This is a genomic window from Nodosilinea sp. LEGE 06152 (genome assembly GCF_015207525.1).
In the GTDB taxonomy this organism is placed as follows: domain Bacteria; phylum Cyanobacteriota; class Cyanobacteriia; order Phormidesmidales; family Phormidesmidaceae; genus Nodosilinea.
The window spans coordinates 42,957-63,016 of the sequence record NZ_JADEWR010000027.1 but is presented as its reverse complement, the minus strand read 5'-3'; the positions used below and the strand labels follow the sequence as shown (position 1 = coordinate 63,016).

Annotated in this window: 16 protein-coding genes and 2 pseudogenes; 11 read left to right on the top strand and 7 right to left on the bottom strand. The window is 48.0% G+C overall.

Annotated features, from left to right (window positions below; all coding sequences use genetic code 11):
• Window positions 1-306: 306 nt before the first annotated feature.
• Window positions 307-1,065: an NAD(P)H-dependent oxidoreductase gene (locus IQ265_RS25895; RefSeq protein ID WP_194058957.1), complete on the top strand. Its 759-nt coding sequence runs from the start codon at window positions 307-309 to the stop codon at window positions 1,063-1,065.
• Window positions 1,066-1,305: 240 nt separating this feature from the next.
• On the opposite strand, the pseudogene IQ265_RS25890 reads toward IQ265_RS25895, so the two are convergent.
• The 7 genes and pseudogenes from IQ265_RS25890 to IQ265_RS25860 form a co-directional block, all read right to left on the bottom strand.
• Window positions 1,306-1,557: pseudogene (locus tag IQ265_RS25890) on the bottom strand (transposase); the annotation flags it as partial.
• Between the two features lie 12 nt (window positions 1,558-1,569).
• A protein-coding gene (locus IQ265_RS25885; protein WP_194052070.1) for an IS1 family transposase occupies window positions 1,570-2,272 on the bottom strand; the annotation gives its coding sequence in 2 pieces (ribosomal slippage) (window positions 1,570-1,938 and window positions 1,940-2,272; 702 coding nt in all).
• Window positions 2,273-2,311: 39 nt separating this feature from the next.
• Window positions 2,312-2,860, bottom strand: a pseudogene (locus IQ265_RS25880) (IS5 family transposase); the annotation flags it as partial.
• A 542-nt stretch (window positions 2,861-3,402) separates the two neighbouring features.
• Window positions 3,403-4,335: a DUF5996 family protein gene (locus IQ265_RS25875; RefSeq protein WP_194058953.1), complete on the bottom strand. Its 933-nt coding sequence runs from the start codon at window positions 4,333-4,335 to the stop codon at window positions 3,403-3,405.
• Window positions 4,336-4,367: 32 nt separating this feature from the next.
• Complete coding sequence (locus tag IQ265_RS25870; RefSeq protein ID WP_194058951.1) at window positions 4,368-4,643, bottom strand: UBP-type zinc finger domain-containing protein; 276 nt, start codon at window positions 4,641-4,643, stop codon at window positions 4,368-4,370.
• Window positions 4,644-4,951: 308 nt separating this feature from the next.
• Window positions 4,952-5,569 carry an FMN-dependent NADH-azoreductase gene (locus tag IQ265_RS25865; protein ID WP_194058949.1) on the bottom strand — a complete coding sequence of 206 codons (618 nt, stop codon included), beginning with the start codon at window positions 5,567-5,569 and terminating at the stop codon, window positions 4,952-4,954.
• A 161-nt stretch (window positions 5,570-5,730) separates the two neighbouring features.
• Entirely contained in the window at window positions 5,731-5,895 is a 165-nt protein-coding gene (locus tag IQ265_RS25860) for a hypothetical protein (protein ID WP_194058947.1), read from the bottom strand.
• A 417-nt stretch (window positions 5,896-6,312) separates the two neighbouring features.
• Between IQ265_RS25860 and IQ265_RS25855 the strand changes: the two genes are divergently transcribed.
• The 10 genes from IQ265_RS25855 to IQ265_RS25810 all read left to right on the top strand — a co-directional run bounded on the left by IQ265_RS25855 (window position 6,313) and on the right by IQ265_RS25810 (window position 19,972).
• The gene (locus tag IQ265_RS25855; RefSeq protein WP_194058945.1) at window positions 6,313-13,008 is read left to right on the top strand and encodes a PAS domain S-box protein; all 6,696 of its coding nucleotides are present in this window, start codon (window positions 6,313-6,315) and stop codon (window positions 13,006-13,008) included.
• 7 nt (window positions 13,009-13,015) lie between these two features.
• The gene (locus IQ265_RS25850; protein WP_194054354.1) at window positions 13,016-13,645 is read left to right on the top strand and encodes a response regulator transcription factor; all 630 of its coding nucleotides are present in this window, start codon (window positions 13,016-13,018) and stop codon (window positions 13,643-13,645) included.
• Between the two features lie 218 nt (window positions 13,646-13,863).
• Window positions 13,864-14,421 carry a DsbA family protein gene (locus tag IQ265_RS25845; protein ID WP_194058943.1) on the top strand — a complete coding sequence of 186 codons (558 nt, stop codon included), beginning with the start codon at window positions 13,864-13,866 and terminating at the stop codon, window positions 14,419-14,421.
• Window positions 14,422-14,539: 118 nt separating this feature from the next.
• Entirely contained in the window at window positions 14,540-14,896 is a 357-nt protein-coding gene (locus IQ265_RS25840) for an AraC family transcriptional regulator (protein ID WP_194058941.1), read from the top strand.
• A gap of 67 nt (window positions 14,897-14,963) precedes the next feature.
• Window positions 14,964-15,824 carry an oxidoreductase gene (locus IQ265_RS25835; RefSeq protein ID WP_194058939.1) on the top strand — a complete coding sequence of 287 codons (861 nt, stop codon included), beginning with the start codon at window positions 14,964-14,966 and terminating at the stop codon, window positions 15,822-15,824.
• Window positions 15,825-16,389: 565 nt separating this feature from the next.
• Window positions 16,390-17,427 carry an NAD(P)-dependent oxidoreductase gene (locus IQ265_RS25830; protein WP_194058937.1) on the top strand — a complete coding sequence of 346 codons (1,038 nt, stop codon included), beginning with the start codon at window positions 16,390-16,392 and terminating at the stop codon, window positions 17,425-17,427.
• A gap of 317 nt (window positions 17,428-17,744) precedes the next feature.
• Window positions 17,745-18,122, top strand: a complete 378-nt coding sequence (locus IQ265_RS25825) for a hypothetical protein (RefSeq protein ID WP_194058935.1) — start codon at window positions 17,745-17,747, stop codon at window positions 18,120-18,122.
• A 122-nt stretch (window positions 18,123-18,244) separates the two neighbouring features.
• On the top strand, window positions 18,245-18,451 hold the full coding sequence (locus IQ265_RS25820) for a hypothetical protein (RefSeq protein ID WP_194058933.1): 207 nt from the start codon (window positions 18,245-18,247) through the stop codon (window positions 18,449-18,451).
• A 111-nt stretch (window positions 18,452-18,562) separates the two neighbouring features.
• Window positions 18,563-19,144: a nuclear transport factor 2 family protein gene (locus IQ265_RS25815; RefSeq protein ID WP_194058931.1), complete on the top strand. Its 582-nt coding sequence runs from the start codon at window positions 18,563-18,565 to the stop codon at window positions 19,142-19,144.
• A 159-nt stretch (window positions 19,145-19,303) separates the two neighbouring features.
• Window positions 19,304-19,972, top strand: a complete 669-nt coding sequence (locus tag IQ265_RS25810) for an NAD(P)H-dependent oxidoreductase (protein ID WP_194058929.1) — start codon at window positions 19,304-19,306, stop codon at window positions 19,970-19,972.
• Window positions 19,973-20,060: the final 88 nt, after the last annotated feature.

Here is a 20,060-nt window from a genome sequence, read left to right as displayed (position 1 = left end):
TGCCAGTGGCCCGAAGGAAGGCGTTATGACGTGTCGTTCTTCTGCTTAGAGGTAACTTGTATACCTCTTCCAGGTTTACCACTGAGATTTTCAGCAACCCATGTCTCCAGCACGGACTCCTCGATTCAGAAAGTCAAGCTTCTCCTCTGCTTCAGTCCAGCCTTATACTCAGACCAGTTGCGGATGTGGTACTGAGGTTTCATGGCGTCGGTTTTGTGTGGTAACTGAAACTTGCCATCTCCCTACTCTTCCGCAGCACCTCTTCATGCAACAAAGCCATCGTTGTTTTACATAGAACCCGAAGCCATGTCACAACAGCTCAAAACAATCACAGATCGTCAGTGCCAAAATGCCCCTGCGCAGTATAGCGATTTAAAGGCTCTTTTTTTAAACTGCACACTCAATAGAACGCCAGTGTTATCCCATACACAAGGGGTTATCGATATTGCCAAAGCTATTTTCGAGGCCAATGGGGTAACCACTCAAGTCATTCGACCTGTAGATTATGAGATAGCGGCTGGGCTAGGGTTAGATATGTCACAAACCGATGAGTGGCAGATAGATGAATGGCCCCAGATCCAGAAAGAAATTGATGCCACTGACATCTTAGTGCTCTGTACTTCAGTATGGCTAGGTGAAAAAAGCTCTGTTTGTAATCGAGTTTTAGAGCGAATGTATGGATATACTCATCTTTTAAATGAGAAAGGTCAGTACAGAGATTACGGAAAGGTTGGGGCAACGCTGATCACCGGGAATGAAGATGGTGTTAAACATTGCGCTATGAATATTTTGTTTTCCCTATCGCATATTGGCTATACGATTCCTCCACAAGCGGATGCAGGCTGGCTAGGCGAAGTAGGCCCTGGCCCTTCCTATCTAGATCCAGGGTCTGGAGGACCGGAAAACGAATTTACCAATCGCAATACCACCTTTTTAGCTTGGAACTGTATGCATATAGCCAGACTACTCAAAGATAATGGAGGTATTCCTCCTCACGGGAATCAACCTGACGTTTGGGATGCAGGTTGTAAGACAAACTTCAAAAATCCCGAGCATAAACGCTAACAGGGATAGTTTTCTAGGCGTTGCTGAATCGATAGATAATTTGCCCTCATCCCCGAGCTGGAACTTTTGTCTCTGGGGTGAGGGCCATGCCGTCTTCATACTTATATTTAGCATACCTCACAAAGATCTCGACACCTTTATTTGTTAATGCTCTCTGTTGATGAAGGTTCTACAGGAATGAAATTCAAGACGCTACAAGTGTCTTAGAGGACGTTTGAAAAGGGGTAGGGGTGTAGCCCATTAGGCCAAGCGCCTAAGCATGATGCGAATCATGGCAATTTGGAGCATGGCCTCAGCGTTTTCAGGCAACTGCTCATAATCCTGAACCAAGCGACGCGACCAACGCCACCAGCCAAAGGTGCGCTCGACCACCCAGCGTTTTTTGAGCAGAACGAAGCCCTTTGATTCCTGAGGTCGCAATACAACGTGAACGATCAAACCCAAGGTATCCATCGCCCATTGCAGAAAGTTGGGGCCGCTGTAGCCGCCGTCGGCGTTGCTGAATCAAGAGATGAACCTTGACGGGACTGGCACATCGCCGAACTTGAGGTAGTGAAGTAACAAGCGAACAGAGTGAGCCAGCATTTCTACGGTCTTGGAGTAGCAGAGCGTTTTGCGGTGCAGACGGGCTAGATAGTGCCGTAATCGAGTGTTCTCTCCTTCAACCCGAGTCATATAGGTTTTGCTGACAATCTGATCGCCTGCTGGAATAAAGCTGGGATACACCGTCCATCCATCGGTGACATAGAAGTAACACTGCCAGCTGCCAACCAGGGTCCAAAGCGGTTGAAACGTCTCGGCACTATGGTCGCCTAAGACCCAACCCAAGATTCCTTTTTTGAAGTGGTCAACGGCTGTCCACAGCCAAATCTTGTTTTTTTGAGCCTACAAAGGTTTCCAACTCGTCGAGTTCGCCGACCTCTGGCGTCGTTTCAGGGGCGTAAGCATCGGGGAGGCGTTCGCCCACTTGCTTCACCCAAGTAATGACCGTCGTATGGTGCACCCCTTTGACTCGCTCTATCGCTCGAAACCCAGCGCCGTTAACGTACATCTTGAGGCATTCGCGTCTGACCTCATCCGAGTACCCTCGGTGAGGCTCATAGGCCTCAATAAACTGACGACCGCAGGCTACACAGATGTGGTTTTGTTTACCTTTCCGCTTGCCATTCTTACGGATGTGAGTGGCTCCACATTCTGGACATTGCATCGCAGATCACCCTAACTCATCTCTCAATTATGCAACGCCGCCGCCGTCAACCCAGACTAGATAGACCCGCGCCACGGTTTTACCCAGCTGATGGAGCTTGTGCAGTACCTGTTGACCACCCGCCCGTTCAGGAACACTGGCGGCGGTGACCACAACGGCCATCATCAAGCCCAGAGTATCGACCACGAGATGCCGCTTTCGTCCTTTAGTCGCTTTTGCTACGTCATAGTCCACCGAGCGATGCACCATCGGTGCAGTGGCCACGCTTTGACTGTCCAAAATGACTTCCGATGGGCTCTCGGGACGGTCATGAGCCGCGCGAGTCCACCCTCGCAACCGCTCATGGAGAGTGTCCCAGGTGCCGTCTTTGACCCAGTTACGGTAGTAGGTGTACACCGTTTGCCAAGCCGGAAAGTCGCCGGGCAAATCCCGCCAACTACACCCTTGAGCCACCAGATAGAAGATTGCGTTGAGCACGGCCCACAGACAGACCGTTCGGGGGCGCCCTCCCGGCTTCGCTGCTGGCAGCAAAGGCTCAATCAACTCAAACTGGTCATGGGTCAAATTGCTGGTGTAGGCTTTACTCATCGCTCTCACGGGGCTGTAGTGTTCGTAATCTCAGCCTAGACCGTGTGAGCTTTTTTACTGCCCAGTCAACTTTTCAAACGTCCTCTTATACCAAACCCTATCTGTATACCCCAGATTTGTAGGGGCATTGCAGTGTGTCACGCGCTGTAAGGTTGTGCCCCTACGAGGTACCGGTTTCGAATCGGGGTTGTGTAACTCGAATTTGGTATTAGTTCGCAAAATCTCGTTACCCCTATGAGCCGGTGATGCAGAAAACTGAAAGGGACTGAAGAGCTTAGAATACGGTAACCTTAATAGTTTCTATACGCATGAATGAAGCCTGCTTGTGCTTCTTAAGAGAAGTACAAGCAGGCAGTGGATTGGATCGAGGTAAATGTTTTCCCTTGGTAAAGGAAGTCTTTGGTTAGCATAGCTAAACTTACGATCAGCCAATAGAGTGATTTGACAATTTGGGGACAAAACCGCCTTTACTCTGCCCTCAGCATCGAGCGATAGTCGGCAGAGGTGACGGTTTCTTCATTCTTCTACCTAAATTCAAGGGTTCACTTGAACATCAATTGCTTGAGTTCCTCCTGATTCCAATTGCCTAATCTGGCACCAGCTTCGTAGGTGCTTTGCAAGAACTCTAACAACATCTGATCGGGTGATTCTGCCTCGCGGACAGCGTCATAGGGCAAGATAAACTCGCCCAACTCTTTACTGTAAAACGCAGCATCGGGACGAACCTCAGCCTGCTTAAACCCATCGGGTTCTGGGTAAGTGTAGGAAAAAAACGCTGGGTATGATAATCCGACTCCGGGCCAGAATCCAGCACTACTGACTTCCTGAGAGTAGGCTTCCTTGGCCACTACGTCCGGCAAGTTCGGCACCCCTCCCGGATGCTCCGGAGCCGACCGCCCCGAAAAGCGAGTCACGGCTAAATCAAAACTTCCCCAGAAAAAATGAACCGGACTGACCTTGCCAGAAAAATGGGAGCGAAATTCTCGAAAGACGCGATCGCACTGGAGCAGCACTCGCCAGAATCGATTGGCATAGTCTGCATCGTAAGCGGCATGAGTTTCATCCTGCTCAAATCGAATTGGCTCAAGGACTTCATTTGGTTTAGTGTTAATCGTGATGTGAAAATCTAATTCTCTTAAAGTTTCCATCACAGTCTGATAAAAATCAGCAACTGAACGAGGGTAGAGTGCGATCGCCCGTCTTGCCCCTTCGCTGGTTTGAATCAGCAGCTCATGATCAATGAAATCGAAGTCGATTTGAAAGATCCGGCTACCATAGGGAATCGTGGACGTGGTCAGTCCCCGAACGGTTAAATAGAGAGGAGTATGCCAGGAATGGTTAATCCACGGAGTTTGGGTCAATCGGATTTTGCCGATGATTTGAGTCCACATATGTAGGGTGGTGTAGGTATCTTGCCATGCATCTAGGGGTAAACTCGGCCAAATATCTGTTGGGGCAGGCTGATTTGACATCATGGTTTCCTCGTGAGTAAAAAAGGGGTGCGTGATTAATAGGTCTTCCGTTGTTCATCGGCAAAACACCACAGCCATTGTTCTCCCAGTTCGGCTGAACTGATCACTGCGTGTCCACTTTCTTCGTAATGACGGCGGGCGTGCTGATTTTTAGAGGAGTCGCAGCACAGCATTTTGCCGCAGGTCTGGCAAATTCTTAAATGTACCCAACGACCGCCAACTCGCAGGCATTCCTCACAGCGGAAAACCGGGTAATTGGCTTTTGGAATCATAGTCTCTAGCGTCAGTTCGTTCAGGTGTGGACAAGACATAGAAGACTCCTGTGAACGTACAAGATATGAATTTGATCAAGTAATGATTAAATTTGACGATTGCCACATATTCAGGATGAGCGTGCTCACAGGGACGGATTACACTCACCCCTAAATGTCCCTTAGATTGGTGAGCAACTATCGCAATTCCGTCTAACCACTCCTCATACCCCTGTTCTCGCCCTGGTCGGACGAGGTGAGAAATGATAGCGGTTACCTAGTGAGTTTCTGCATCTGTACTCACTACCCCTGGCTCTAGGATGAGGGATAACCTCAGAAAAACTTGGTTTCAAGGAACGCGATGGGTGCTAATGTGCGATCGCTGTTCTTAAAGCAGACTGAGCGTTTGCGATCGCCAAATTACGAGCTTCATCCCCCATATTCAAGCTATCGGCATAGACAAACTCAATATCCGTTATCCCAATAAACCCAAAGATGAGTTTTAGATAGGGTGTTTGTAGATCGTAGGCATGGGTCGGGCTACCTTCGGGGTAAGCTCCGCCTTGAGCTATAATGATCGTCATCTTCTTATTATGAACCAGTCCCTTGTAACCTGTTTCATCTACAGAAAATGTACGGCCTACACGCACAATTTGGTCAAGATAGGCTTTGAAATTGGCAGGAATGCTGAAGTTATACATGGGAATACTGAAAACATAGCGATCGGCTGCTAAGAATTCATCGATCAACTCATCGGAAATCTGAATTGCAGCAGCTAACTCAGGGGTATGTTGATCGGATGGAGTAAATGCCGCCGCGATCCAGTCTTCGCTTACAAAGGGAACAGGGTGATGCCCAATATCACGGTAGGTGATGGTGTCGTTGGGATGAATGGTTTTCCACTGGTTAATGAACTCTTTAGAGAGTGTGCGGGAGATGGAGCGATCGCCACGCGGACTTGCATCTAAATGAAGAATGTGGGTCATAGGATAAATCTCAGATTGTGAATGAAAAATGTAGCAGAGGCGAATGGGCAACCGACGGGTTAGCGCTGACCCAACAGTGTGTACAGCTAAGCGTTACTTAAGATCCGCGAGTTAAGCACAGAGTTAAGGCGTTCGCGTCGCGTGCCCGAAAAGCATTCGCTTCACTGCGCGATCGCTCCTAATGCTCTCAACGTCACTGCTTGAGCGTGCGTTAATTCAGTTTCACCTTGAATATTCATGCCTTCAAGCATAGAACCGTGCAATTTACTTGCTCGATCCCTTTGCATGACTGTTTGCACAGGTTCAATATAGGTGGTCGCCTTCAAGCTGTCGCCTATAGCAAGTTGAATTTTTTACAGTACAAATTGATAGATCAACCATGCTATCGCGGAGTAGAAGGCTGGCTCTAACTTAAGTTAGACTCCAAATTTGATCGAAAGTACATTCATACAACCGATCAACCATAAATGTCTGAATGCAAAATCCGGTAGCGATGTCCTACACCCTTGATGCGAGCGACGACCTGTTTGCCCCCCGGATGACATGGTTGTCACTACGAGCTATTGCCGTAACCGACGATGACAGACCATGACTGTCTCAATGCTTCAGCAATACGGCTCTCGATGTCACCCATGGCTTTTGCTCCGATTGGGGTGCGGAGTTGTTTGCTCAGGTGCGGTCGTTGGTTTGTGAGCGATATACTTTGGGAAACGGATGACAATCCTTTATCAAGGGAGCACTCAATGATTACCCTGCCTGGAATTACTATCCACAGCAAAATCTATGAGAGCTTAGCTTCTTTGGTATACCGGGGCGTCAGGGAGCAAGATAACTGTGCCGTGATTGCCAAAGTTCTCAAGCAGGATTATCCCTCTTCTCAAGAATTAACTCGCTATCGGCAGGAGTATGAAATTACTTGCTCGCTCAACATTGAAGGCGTAGTCAAGGCATACAGCCAACAAGACTACCAGCGCACGCTGGTCCTTCTTTCGGAAGACTTTGGTGGAGAGTCTTTAGAATACTGGATGCGGCAGCAACCGGGTTTCTCGCCTATGCCCTTACCTACTTTTCTGCGGCTAGCGATCGCCATTACGGATACTCTAGGCAAAATTCATGCGGCTCATGTCATCCATAAAGACATTAATCCTGGCAACATTGTCTTTAATCCAAAGACTGGCGTTGTCAAAATCGTTGATTTTGGCATTGCCACTCGCTTCAGTCGCACCAATCCCACATTCAAAAGCCTCCATCTTCTAGAAGGAACCCCCCCATACCTATCGCCAGAGCAAACCGGGCGAATGAACCGGATGCTCGACTATCGCACCGACTTTTACTCACTGGGCGTAACCTTCTACGAACTGTTGACGGGACAATTACCATTTCCCACTAAAGATCTCCTAGAGCTAGTCCACTGCCACATTGCCAGACCGCCGACTCCCCCGCATGAATTGAACGCAACAATTCCCCAACCTATTTCAAACCTGATTTTGAAACTGATGGCAAAGAATGCGGAGGATCGTTATCAAAGTGCTTGGGGCATCAAATTGGATCTAGAGCGCTGTGCCCAACAACTGACGGAAAGGGGTCAGATTAACGCCATATCGTTGGGACAGCAAGATGTTTCCGAGCAGTTCCGCATTCCTCAAAAACTGTATGGGCGAGAAGCGGAGATTGAAGCATTATGGGTAGCGTTTGACAGAGTGACGGGGAATCGGGAATCGGGAGCCGGGAATCGGAAAAAACACCCCACACCCTACACCCTACACCCTACACCCTCATGCAGCGAAATGATACTGGTCTCCGGTTATTCTGGCATCGGTAAAACGGCCTTGGTGCAGGAACTCCATAAACCAATCACCGCAAAGCACGGCTACTTTATCTCTGGCAAATTTGACCAATTTGGGCGCAATATTCCCTACAGCGCGATCGTCGATGCCCTGCAAAAGTTGGTGCAGCAACTCTTGGGTGAACCCAATGAACAGGTGGAAGTATGGCGATCGCGTCTACTCACTGCTTTGGGAAGCAACGGACAAATTATCATTGATGTCATCCCAGAAGTCGAGTTAATCATTGGCAAGCAGCCACCTGTGCCCGAAGTTGGAGCAACAGAAGCGCAGAATCGCTTCAATCTCACGTTTCAAAGATTTGTGCGAGCGTTTTGTGCAAAAGAGCATCCCCTAGTCATTTTCTTAGACGATCTACAGTGGATCGATTCTGCGACGTTGAAGTTAATCGAACTCATCTTACTTGATGAGCAAATCCAGTATCTGTTTTTGATCGGAGCCTACCGAGATAACGAATTGACTCCAACGCATCCGTTGGTCTTAACGTTAGGGCGCATGCGAAACCAGGGAGCAGTACTTCAGGAAATCGCCCTGACTCCTTTAACGCTGGAGCCGTTGACTCAACTGGTGGCTGAGACATTACATCACAATCCTGATACCGTTCGTTCCTTAGCCCAAGTCGTGTTGCGTAAAACCGAGGGCAACCCTTTCTTTGTTGGTGAATTTTTGAAGCTGCTGCATAGCGAAAACCTGTTGGCCTTTGATGCCCAACAGTTGAGCTGGCAGTGGAACCTAGCTGAGATTGAAGCTCAAGGTATCACGGCTAATGTAGTGGAGTTGCTGCTGCGTCAGTTGCAAAAATTACCAGGAGCAACACAGCAAACTCTCTGCATCGCGGCTTGTGTCGGGGCTGAATTTGATTTAGAGACGTTAGCGATCGTTTGCGAAAAATCACCGAAAGCAATTTTCCAGGATCTACTTACAGCAATACAAGTAGGATTAATTCAGCCTCTGTCTGAATTGGACGAAGATCTGTTAGTTCAAGAGTATAAGTTTCTGCACGATCGCGTCCAGCAAGCGGCTTATGCCCTAATTGATGAATCGCAGAAACAGGTTGTTCATCTCCAAATCGGCCGCAATTTGCTCGAAAAAACTTTACCAGAGCAACGATCTGAGCGGTTGTTTGAAATCATTGATCATCTAAATCAAGGACTTGAGCTAGTCACTGCTCGATCAGAACGAACTGAAATTGCCAGATTGAATTTAGTGGCAGGTCAGAAAGCAAAGACAGCAACGGCTTATGAAGCAGCTTTTAAGTATTTCACTACAGGGCTTAAACTGCTTGATGGGGAAAGTTGGCAGCGTGAGTATGACCTAACTTTAGTGTTGCATTCAGAGGCAGCAGAGGCAGCCTACCTCAGCGGTCACTTTGACGAAATGGAGCGGCTTGTAGAAGCAGTGCTTAACTGTGCGAAGACGGTGCTCGATACCGTGAAAGTTTACGATAGCAGGATTCAAGCATGGCTGTCGCAGGGAGACCCTAAAGAAGCTCTTAAAACTGGCTTGGAAGTGCTGCAACGCTTGGGAATTCGTTTAGTGGAAGCTCCAAGTCAGTTAGATGTTCAAGCAGGATTAGAGGAAACCGCTTCACGATTGGCTGGGCGGGAAATCGAAGATTTGATTGATTTGCCAGAGATGACTGAACCTGTGTCACTGGCAGCAATCTACATTTTAGCAGGCATATATACTCCGGCTTTTATTTCGACACCCGCTCTGATGGTGCTGATTATATGCAAGATAGTGAATTTATCGATCGCCCATGGAAACGCGATCTGGTCGCTGCTTGGTTATGTTGGCTATGGCATGATCCTATGTGGCGTTGAACAAGACTTTGAACTGGGCTATCAATTTGGCAAATTATCCTTAAATTTAGCGAAACAATCAAATAACAAGAGAGGTAATTGTAAAGCATTGATGATGGTGAGTTTCCATATCATTCCCTGGAAAGACCACCTTAGAGAGACGTTCCCTGGCTTTGCTGAAGCTTGGCAAAGCGGTATAGAAAGTGGAGAGTTTGAATTTGCGGGTTATTCCGCGATTGGCCTATGTTATTACCCCTTTTATGCAGGACAAGAACTGACAGAACTGGAACAACAAACCGCGATTTATCGGAAAGCCACCCATCAAATTAGACGAGAGACTCCTGCCACCTGGCTGGCAATGTTGCAACAAACGATCCTGAACCTGCGAGGTCAGTCTGAAACCCCAGGTCGCTTAGTGGGTAGTCTCTACAACGAAGAGCAAGCACTGTCATGGACGATCGCGGCAAAGGATGGAACTGGCCTTCACTTATTTTACTTAAATAAGCTGATTTTATGCTACCTGTTCGGAGAGTATGAGCAAGCTGAAAAAACGGCTACCTTGGTAGAACCGTATTTGAACACAGCCACAGGATTAATGTCTGTTGCTGTATTTCGTTTCTATGACTCCCTAATCGTTCTGAAGGTGTTGGCAAATGCTGCAAACTCTGAAAAAACATCCTGGTTGAATCGCGTTAATGCCAATCAGGAGAAGATGCAGAAATGGGCATACCACGCCCCCATGAACTTTTTGCATAAATACCATTTAATCGAGGCAGAGAAGGCGCGAGCTTTAGGGCAGTTTCTTGAGGCTGAAGAGTTTTATGAACGGGCTATTCAAGGAGCCAGAGAAAATGAATATATTCAGGAAGAGGCGTTAGCATACGAATTGGCTGCAAAACATTATCTAGCGCGAGGTCTGGAAAAATTTGCTCAGCTCTACATGAAAGAAGCACACTACTGCTATGAAAGATGGGGCGCAACTGCTAAAGTTAAAGACTTAGAAACTCGCTATCCACAGTTCTTTTCTCAGTCGTCTAGAGCCGCTTCCACATCAATTCCTATTACTGCTGAAACTATCTCTAATCCGTCCCATACTGCTTTCGATCTAGCAGCAGTGATGAAAGCTTCACAGGCGATTTCTCGTGAAATTGAACTGAAGCAACTGCTGCGATTACTGATGCAAACTTTAATTGAGAATGCTGGCGCACAAGCCGGATATCTGATCTTAGAAAACTCAGGAGAATGGTCGATTGAAGCGGCTTGTGAACTCAATGCCGATGAGGATGCTTGTGCGACTCAGGTGTTACAGTCTATTCCAATTGCCAATCAATTGCCAGAATCAATCATTCAATACGTGATTCGGACTCTGAAGCCTGTCACCTTGAATGATGCGACTCGTGAAGGTGATTTTATTAATGAGCCATACATTCAACAGAACCAGCCTCAATCTGTTTTCTGTTTGCCGCTGCTAAATCAAGCCAAGCTGGTTGGTGTATTGTATTTAGAAAATCGGTTGGCAACTGGAGTATTTACACCAGAGCGATCGCAGGTCCTGCAGCTATTGTCGACTCAAGCCGCGATCGCCATCGAAAATGCCAACCTTTATTCAGAACTACAGGCTAAGGAAAGCAAGATCACCCAGTTTCTCGAAGCGATTCCGGTGGGAATTGCGATCGTAGATGCGGCGGGTTGCCCTTACTATGCCAACCAATGCAGCAATCAACTCCTAGGCAAAGAAACTGATCCTTCCGTAGCACCGGAGCAGCTCTCAGAGGTTTATCAACTTTATGTAGCGGGAACGGATCAAATCTATCCACCGGAGAGCCTGCCCAATGTGCGGGCATTAAGGGGCGAACGCATCAGGACTGAAGATATAGAAATTCGTCGAGATAATGTCACGATTCTAGTTGAGGCGCGGGGAACACCAGTTTTTGATCAACAGGGCAATATCACTCATGCGATCGCAACCTTTCAGGACATTACAGAGCGCAAGCAAGCCGAGAAACTCCTAGCCGACTACAACTGCACTTTAGAGCAACAGGTTGCAGAACGAACTGCTGCGTTACGACAAAGTGAGGCCAATTACCGCAACCTGCTACAAACCGCGAATTCCGTCATCATTCGCTATGACACGCAAGGACGGATTCGATACATCAACGATTATGGGGTAAAACTCCTAGGTTATGAAGAACATGAGATTGTAGGGCGAACCTTATTTGAAACCATCATTCCAGAAGCCGAACTCTCTGGACGCGATATGAGACCCATGGTTCACGATTTACTTCGTAATCCTCAATCGTACCCGCAAGGCGAGGGTGAAAACCTATGTCGAGACGGTCGGCGGGTCTGGATGGCTTGGTCGAATCAAGCCATCTTTAATGACCAGGGAGATGTCGTTGAAATCTTATCGGTGGGCAGTGACACCACCCAGCGTAAACAAGCAGAAGAGGCATTACAACGCAGTGAAGCTAAGTTCCGAACTATCTTTGAAAACTCGCAGGTCGGCATCTACCGAACCCGCCTCTCGGATGGATTAATTCTCAATGCCAACCAACGCCTTGCCAACCTGTTGGGCTTTGATTCACCAGAGGAGATCATTGGGCTAGAACACAGCGCCAACTATTTTGTAGATCCCAGCGATCGCCAACACGCCATTGAGGTGATGAAGCGTGATGGGGAACTGCGAAGCTATGAAGTCCAGATGCGAAAACGGGATGGGACACTGTTCTGGGGACTTACCTCTTCCTATCTGAATGCAGCCGATGGATACGTCGAAGGGGTGGTCGCAGATATTAGCGATCGCAAGCAAGCAGAAGCAGCCTTACAAGTCTCAGAGACAAAACTCCGGAATCTAATTGAGGCAATTCCCGATCCATTGTTTGTACTGTCTGCTGAAGGGCGACTCCTTGAAATAATGGTAATGGAACCCGATCTGCTGTGGCAACCCTATGAGGAGATGATTGGTAAAACCATGCATCAAATCGGAAAGGAACAAGCTGATGAATTTCTAGGTTATATTCAGCAGGTGCTGAGAACCCAACAAACCCTCACGGTCGAGTACAGTGTGTTTCTAAATGGACGAGAAGCCTGGTTTTCGGCTCGCATTGCCCCAATCGACCACGATCAGGTGATTTGGCTGGCGCGAGATATTACGGCGCAGAAGCAAGCAGAAGAAGCCTCAATTTTAGAGGAGCGCAACCGCATGGCACGCGAAATTCACGACACACTTGCTCAGTCGTTTACAGGCATTCTGGCTCAGGTGGGAGCGGCAAAACAGGTGCTAACCGATGATGTAGAAGCAACTCAGGCGCACCTGGACCTGATCAAAGAATTGGCACGCACTGGACTGACTGAAGCGCGGCGCTCGGTCGTCGCGCTCCGGCCTCAGCTTTTGGAGGAGGGCAGTCTACAGAGCGCTCTCCATCGTCTCGTCACTCAGACTAGAGCTGCCGCAATGGATACCACTTTGCACTACGAGATCGAGGGTGCGGTATATGCTTTACCCACTGAAGTCGAGAACAACCTCCTACGGATGGGGCAGGAGGCATTAACCAATGCGATTAAACATGCCAATGCTGACGAAATTCGAGTGCAGCTAGCCTACGATCGCGATCAGGTTTGCTTGCGCGTGAAAGACAATGGACAGGGCTTTGGAGTTGGAAGTATCCCGGCCTCTGAGGGGTTTGGCTTACTCGGCATGAGCGAACGGGCAGAGCGCATCGGTGCACAACTCACGATTCGGAGCCAACCTGGACAGGGAACAGAAATTATTGTCACCGTCAACCGGGAGTAGCATCACGATGAGCCAAGCCACGACCATTCGGGTTCTGATTGCAGACGATCATGCTATTTTTCGGCAAGGATTAGCCACGATTATTAACCGTGACCCTGATATGCAAGTGATTGCACAAGCCGAAAATGGGGAACAGGCGATCGCTCTATTTGAGGAACACCAACCGGATGTCACGCTCATGGATCTCCGAATGCCCGAAGTAGAAGGAGTTGCTGCCATTGGTGCAATTTATGCGACGGCTAAATCGGCTCGGATTATTGTACTGACCACCTATGATAGTGACGAGGATATCTACCGGGGATTGCAGGCAGGCGCAAAGGGATACCTGTTGAAAGAAACTGAACCGGACGAGCTTCTGAATGCCATTCGTACCGTTCATCGGGGTCAGCAGTATATTCCGCCAGATGTGGGAGCAAAGTTAGTTCAACGGCTCAGCAATCCCGAACTGAGTGAACGAGAACTGGCGGTACTCCGCTCACTAGCACAGGGGATGAGCAATGCCGATATTGCGGCTGCTTTGAGTATTGGCGAAGGCACGGTTAAATCTCATGTCAACCGGATTTTGAATAAGCTAGATGTCAGCGATCGCACCCAAGCCGTGATTGTTGCCGTTAAGCGCGGCATTGTCAGTTTGTAAGATGTACTTTCGTTCAAGTTCGGATTCTAACTTAAGTTAGAGCCAGCCTTCTACTTCACGATGGCACGGTTAGTCTATCAATTTGCACTACAAAAAATTTGACTTGCTATAGGCGACAGCTTGAGAGCGATCACCTATATTGAATTTATGCAAACAGTCATGCAAATGAATCGAGCAAGTAAATTGCACGGTTCGATGCTTGATGTAAATGTAAAAAGATGAGCGACGATCCTAGCTACAGATCCTTACTTGTACCACCCTCAACTCAAGATTGGATTCAAGGTATTTTGAATGCCAAGGTAGTGCTGGTCATGTACGGAGACTATCAAGACCCCAGAAGTGCAGACGTTTACAAGCTGATTAAAGCGATCCAACGAGAGCTTAGTACTTCTTTTGGAAAAGATTATTTATGTTTTATCTTCCGCCATTTTCCGCAAACGCAGATTCATACTCGTGCTCAACGAGCAGCCCAAGCCGCCGTTGCCGCCGCCGCCCAAGGAAAGTTTTGGTTGATGAGCGACACTTTATTTGACCATCAACAAAGGTTGGAGAACGGTTATCTGATCGAGTACGCCAATGATTTAGGGCTTGACATGCCTCAATTTCTCAAAGAGTTGTCCAAACAAGTGCATGTCGATCGCATCAATGAAGACATTGAAGGCGGAATACAGAGCGGAGTAACGACTGCCCCAGCCCTATTTATCAATGGAATTCGGTATACCGGGCACTGGAACACGACGGAGTTGATGGCGGCCATGATTGCTGCAAGTCGTTAAGCTCCCCGATCCCTAATCCCAATTTATATCTGACTTGTTGGTTAGTGCTAGTCAGCGATCGAATGCGCGATCGCTAGTTTTTGCCTGTTTTGTTTAATAGCTTGCCATTTTTTGAACCATGATAACAACTACAACGCCAACTATCGAAGCCAATTATAAAGGCTTAACGCACACCCGATTGCAGCAAGTACTTGACTACATTCAGACCCATCTCGATCGAGAATTATCACTGGCTGAACTTGCAGAAGTGATCAACGTTAGTTCGACTTATTTTGCGAGTTTGTTTAAACAAACAATGGGAATTTCGCCCCATCAGTACGTGATTAAACAGCGCGTGGAACGAGCAAAAGTAATGTTGAAGAAGACGGATTTTGCGATCGCAGACATTGCTCTACAAGTCGGCTTCTCCAGCCAAAGCCATCTGACCCAACAATTCAAGCGCATTACGGGAATGACCCCAAAACAGATTCGCTAACCTCCAATAGACCATAGTTTAGAGCGGTGTAGATCTAGATTACAAGTTATCAACGGAAAAGAAGCAAATGAACAATACTGATAAAGTTTGGTTGATTACTGGCAGTTCCACGGGATTGGGGCGTGCTTTGGCGCAAGCCGTGCTAGAGCGTGGATATCATTTAGTTGCAACTGCCCGTCAGCCTGAACAATTAAAAGAACTGAGCGATCGCTATCCGGATCGGGTCACGACGATCGCGCTTGATGTCACTAATGCTCAATCGATTCAGCAAGCTGTAGAAGCTGCATTGAACGCTTACAATCGCATTGATGTACTCGTCAACAATGCGGGTTACGGTACAGTAGGCGCAATAGAAGAAGTGAACGACAATGATATCAGACGGCAGTTCGACACGAACCTATTTGGTGCAATTAATGTGACTCGGGCAATTTTGCCAACCCTGCGTGAACAACGAAGTGGTCACATCCTCAACGTTTCTTCGGCGAATGGGATTAGCGCGTTTGCAGGAGTGGGAATCTATAGTGCAACAAAGTTTGCTTTAGAAGCAATTTCTGAAGCGCTGGCACAAGAAGTGAAGCCCTTAGGGATTAAAGTCACAATTATTGAGCCTGGCTCCTCTCGAACGAATTTTAGTAGTCGAGCGCTTTCCACACTACCCCATCAAATTGATGATTATGCTCAAACAAGCGGCAAAATCGTCCAACGGCTTCAGGAAAGGGATGGCAAACAACCTAATGATCCGGCGAAGGCAGCAGCAGCAATGATTCAAGTGGTTGAGAGTGACAATCCACCCTTGCGCTTAGCATTAGGCGAAGATTCGGTGAATTTAATTACTCAAAAACTTGAATCGATGAAAGCTGAATTAGAGGCATGGAAAGACGTGTCGATGAATACAGCGTTTGAAGAAGTAAAAGCGAGTGTGGGTTAGCCTCCTTTCCAAATCATGAATCGACAGAAGACTCACTGCACCCGTTTCAACAGATACGAACCATTCCAGACTTTCACTCAGAGTTGCTTCGTTCAGTAGTAGAGAGTGACACGGCTTGGGCTGAGTGGTACTGGTTCGGCACCCATCGTAATGGTACGCAGTTTGGTATGCGCGGCGTGAGTATTGTTGGTGTACAAGCGGATCAGATCAAGTAGACACGCTTGTATATGAAACCTGTAATTAGCGAGTAGTAAACAACCCGTAAACTCAACGAAAATTGCTCAAGCGGTTGTGTTTCTCTGCTCTGATGCTGCTAGCTATATCACTGGGCAACCCAAGCGCGATCGATGGTGGACGTACAGCAGGCTAAATCGCGATTTGCCTTCAGATATCTTTATTGCGATCGCAGTTCTGAATAGGTGGTTTCTAAGCGATTTGCTGAAATGACCCCGACACAGATTCACTATTGCTGAAAGAAGCGCCATCAGAATCCGAAAGAAACTGAGTGTTGGAAGTCATCACACTCAAGTAAATGAAACTGGTTTCATAACAAGAGGTAAAAATCATGATACTTGAGAATCAGGTGGCTTTAGGACAGGTACTTTTTGCCGGAGGATCGGGCTTCGTGGGGCGCAATGCCGTCAGGTGGTTCCGCGAGAGCCACCCCAGCGTTCGAGTGCTCGTCGGAGGACGGAACCTGCAATCGGCAGGTGAAGTCGCCCAGGAAGTGGGCACTGCCGAAGCCGTTGCCATAGATCTCGATAAGCCCCACTTGGGTCTCGGTGATGATGTCACAGTAGCTGCTGTGGTCATGTTGGCTCCCGAAGCCGGGCTCAAAGGATTGAGCTACGCGCAGGATTTGGGCATCCCTTACCTGAACATCAACGCTGCCCTCACCGAAATCGGACCTGAGTTGGCGATGTTCGCGCATCGTGCGGCCGCAGCACCCGTCGTGCTCGCCAGTCACTGGATGGCTGGTGCGGCTGTGTTTCTGGCACTCAACAGTGTCAAAGGCTTCGAGGTTATTCACTCCATCCAGATCGGAGCAATTCTCGACGAGAATGATCCAGCAGGTCCAGCATCGCTCGAAGATATGGAACGGGTACACGGGGCTGCTCCCTCCGCAATGGTATTCGAGGGTGGGCGGCGCGTATGGCTGTCCGGCGACGCAGCAAAGGGCAAGATCGAATCAATTGACGGTCGCTCACTTGATGCCACCGCATTTTCCACGTTCGATATCGCTAGCCTCCATGCTGCCACTGGGGCACCAAATGTACGTTTCGACCTAGTGACTGACAAATCATCCAGTCGCCACCGGGGCGGTGAGGCCGCGACCGAGATCGTCGTCGAAATTGAGGGCGAAGTCGATGGTCGAACGCAGCGTTCGCGATCGATGCTGGAGTTCAAGTATGGCGCAGCCTCACTAACGGGTCTGAGCGTCGTTCTTTCTCTCGTGTCGGTATTAGGACTGAACGACCGCGCTCCTGCCCGCCCTGGACTTTACCTACCCGAACTGCTCTCGGATACCGAATGGTTTTTGAATGAACTCCGCAGGGCGGGAGCGACTATCCACGGAGACTCTAAGCCAACTCTACAGTTTTAAGGTGGTGGAAAAATGATTCAGTACAAAGATTTTGTGCCTCGCATTACTGAACGGGGACCCTTCGGCGGAGCTTCTGATTATGAATCCTTCTCTGAGGTTGTGAGTGCTATCAATCGGTGGATCGAAAGTACAACGATACAGGTGATCAATGTTGAAACTGTCGTTTTACCCGATCGGATAGAAGGCACAAGGAATGGCGACTACGGATTGACGGTCAGTAATAGTTCCCACCCAGTGACAATCAGTCAAGGCGTTACGATCAATTGCTTTCAATGTGTACGTGTCTGGTACAGAGAATAAGCTCTATTGGAGAAAGAATGAAACGTTTTACCTTGTTTACCTTCCTGTATCTGGCGCTCGGAGTTTGTCTGACGGCGATCGCGCTTGGATACCCAAATCTGCCCTCGGGTCTTCAAACTAGCTTATTCATCAGTGCAGGAGCTTCCTACATTTCTTGTCTCCTCAGCACTTTCCCATTTTGGCGCGAGACGACGATCCGCCTCTATCGCGGACGGAATTCAGCGGTAATTTTACCCTGGTTGGTGATTGGGTTCAATATTGTTTGGATGATCTGGGAAGTTCAGAGTCAGAACTGGACGATGGAAGCCATTTTACAAGCGCTTTCACGGCTAATAGCTGTCTTACTGTTTGTAGAAATCATTGTGATTACATGGCAAATGAATTCTGAACGTTAGTGTCTAAATCAGAAGATCCTGAAACGAACTTGCTCTTCACCCTAAGAATCTGAAAGAAATTAAGCATTGGAGCTTAGTACACTTCAGATCAATGCAACAAAATTAATGCTAGGAAAAGCACAATGATATTTCAAGATAAAGTGGCGTTAGTCACTGGTGGAACTTCAGGAATTGGTCGTGCAACTGCAACCCTTACGGTATCAGCGAAGCAGCGCGCGCTCGGTGCTGCTGAAGCAAAAGACGTGTTCTCCGGTAGACGCGACGCAGAAGGTGAAAAAACCGCCAAACCAATTCGCGAAACAGACGCTGAATGCTTATACGTCCATTGAAACAAGTTCACTAACACCACAAGAAACTGACAAATCATTTTAAGAATCTGAAAGCAGTCAAGCATTGGAATTCAAGGCACTTTAGATAAATAAAACCAGGAGTATTTAATCATGGTCAAAGAGAAAACTGTAGACGGACAAGCAAATTTACAAGCAACTACCAAGTTGACACCAGCCCAGGAGTCTTTGCAAACACTTTGGGAAGAGCATTTACAGTACGAGTTTGGCACTCACAGTACTGAAGATGCCCTCGCTATGATGGTTGAAGATGCTTACGTTAACCACATCCCGGTACTGATTGGGGGAGTCGGGAAACCAGCACTGCGCGAGTTTTACTCCAAATACCTCATTCCACAGATGCCGCCGGACATGGAATTGACCCCAATCTCGCGCACGATCGGGACAGATCAACTCGTGGATGAAATGGTGGCTAAGTTCACTCATACGATCCAGATTGACTGGATGCTACCTGGCGTTGCTCCCACCGAAAAACGGGTGGAAGTGCCAGTAGTTGCGATTATTCGGTTTCGTGACGGCAAAATAGTCCACCAACACATTTACTGGGATCAGGCAAGTGTATTGGTTCAAGTCGGCTTGCTCGATCCGAGTACACTTCCCGTCGTGGGCGTTGACAGTGCGCGTAAGGTAATCGATCCCAACTTGCCTTCAAACACACTAATCGATCGCGACTAAGTGTAGGAGCCAGCAAATATCAACGCCTAAACCCGCCGTTTTGCAACCAGGATCGCAACTCGCCTGGCCCAGCTACGTTCTATACCCGTGGTGAAAAAGGCTATCTGGATTATCCAGCCCTAGCAAAAGTTTAGAAACTTAGAAAACGAGATAACTCACATGAAGGTTTTGATTGTTCTTGCACACCCAGAGTCGAAAAGCTTTAACGGAGCAATGTTTCAGACAGCAATTGACACGTTCAAAGACTCTGGGCATGACGTTCAATATTCAAATCTCCATACCATGAGATTTGACCCTGCATCCGATCGCCGCAACTTTACGTCTGTCAAAGATCCTGACTACTTTAAGCAGCAACTTGAAGAGATGTATGCAATTGAAGTTGGAGGATTCATTCCAGAAATTGAGGCTGAGATCCAAAAACTGGAATGGTGCGATCTGATGATTTGGCAATTCCCCTTGTGGTGGTTCAGTGTCCCTGCAATTTTGAAGGGATGGGTCGATCGCGTCTTTGTTATGGGGCGTGTTTACGGTAATGAACATATTTATGAAACGGGCAGATTTCGAGGTAAGCAAGCAATGCTCTCGTTGACCACAGGTAGCACAGAAGAAGACTATCTTGCGGGCGGTTTGAACGGTGATATCCATGCTATTCTGCGCCCAATTCAGCGAGGGATGCTGCAATTCGTTGGTTTTGACGTTCTTGCTCCGCAGATTGTTTATGCCCCCGTTCGCCAAACAGATGCAGTTCGTCAACGTATCTTGAATGATTTTTCGCAACGATTGCGAACCATTGAACGTGAGTTGCCGATCGCCGTAGGTCAGTATTGATCGGCATGGAACTGGCGAGACTGAATTTATGGGGCACACAGCCAGGATCGTACTCATCCTGGTTGTGGGAGGTGCTTCTTATTGCTGG

Coding starts and splice junctions, on each gene's coding strand:
- IQ265_RS25895 (WP_194058957.1), top strand. CDS start 307: ATGTCACAACAGCTCAAAACAATCACAGATCGTCAGTGCCAAAATGCC.
- IQ265_RS25875 (WP_194058953.1), bottom strand. CDS start 4,335: ATGATGTCAAATCAGCCTGCCCCAACAGATATTTGGCCGAGTTTACCC.
- IQ265_RS25870 (WP_194058951.1), bottom strand. CDS start 4,643: ATGTCTTGTCCACACCTGAACGAACTGACGCTAGAGACTATGATTCCA.
- IQ265_RS25865 (WP_194058949.1), bottom strand. CDS start 5,569: ATGACCCACATTCTTCATTTAGATGCAAGTCCGCGTGGCGATCGCTCC.
- IQ265_RS25855 (WP_194058945.1), top strand. CDS start 6,313: ATGATTACCCTGCCTGGAATTACTATCCACAGCAAAATCTATGAGAGC.
- IQ265_RS25850 (WP_194054354.1), top strand. CDS start 13,016: ATGAGCCAAGCCACGACCATTCGGGTTCTGATTGCAGACGATCATGCT.
- IQ265_RS25845 (WP_194058943.1), top strand. CDS start 13,864: ATGAGCGACGATCCTAGCTACAGATCCTTACTTGTACCACCCTCAACT.
- IQ265_RS25840 (WP_194058941.1), top strand. CDS start 14,540: ATGATAACAACTACAACGCCAACTATCGAAGCCAATTATAAAGGCTTA.
- IQ265_RS25835 (WP_194058939.1), top strand. CDS start 14,964: ATGAACAATACTGATAAAGTTTGGTTGATTACTGGCAGTTCCACGGGA.
- IQ265_RS25830 (WP_194058937.1), top strand. CDS start 16,390: ATGATACTTGAGAATCAGGTGGCTTTAGGACAGGTACTTTTTGCCGGA.
- IQ265_RS25825 (WP_194058935.1), top strand. CDS start 17,745: ATGAAACGTTTTACCTTGTTTACCTTCCTGTATCTGGCGCTCGGAGTT.
- IQ265_RS25820 (WP_194058933.1), top strand. CDS start 18,245: ATGATATTTCAAGATAAAGTGGCGTTAGTCACTGGTGGAACTTCAGGA.
- IQ265_RS25815 (WP_194058931.1), top strand. CDS start 18,563: ATGGTCAAAGAGAAAACTGTAGACGGACAAGCAAATTTACAAGCAACT.
- IQ265_RS25810 (WP_194058929.1), top strand. CDS start 19,304: ATGAAGGTTTTGATTGTTCTTGCACACCCAGAGTCGAAAAGCTTTAAC.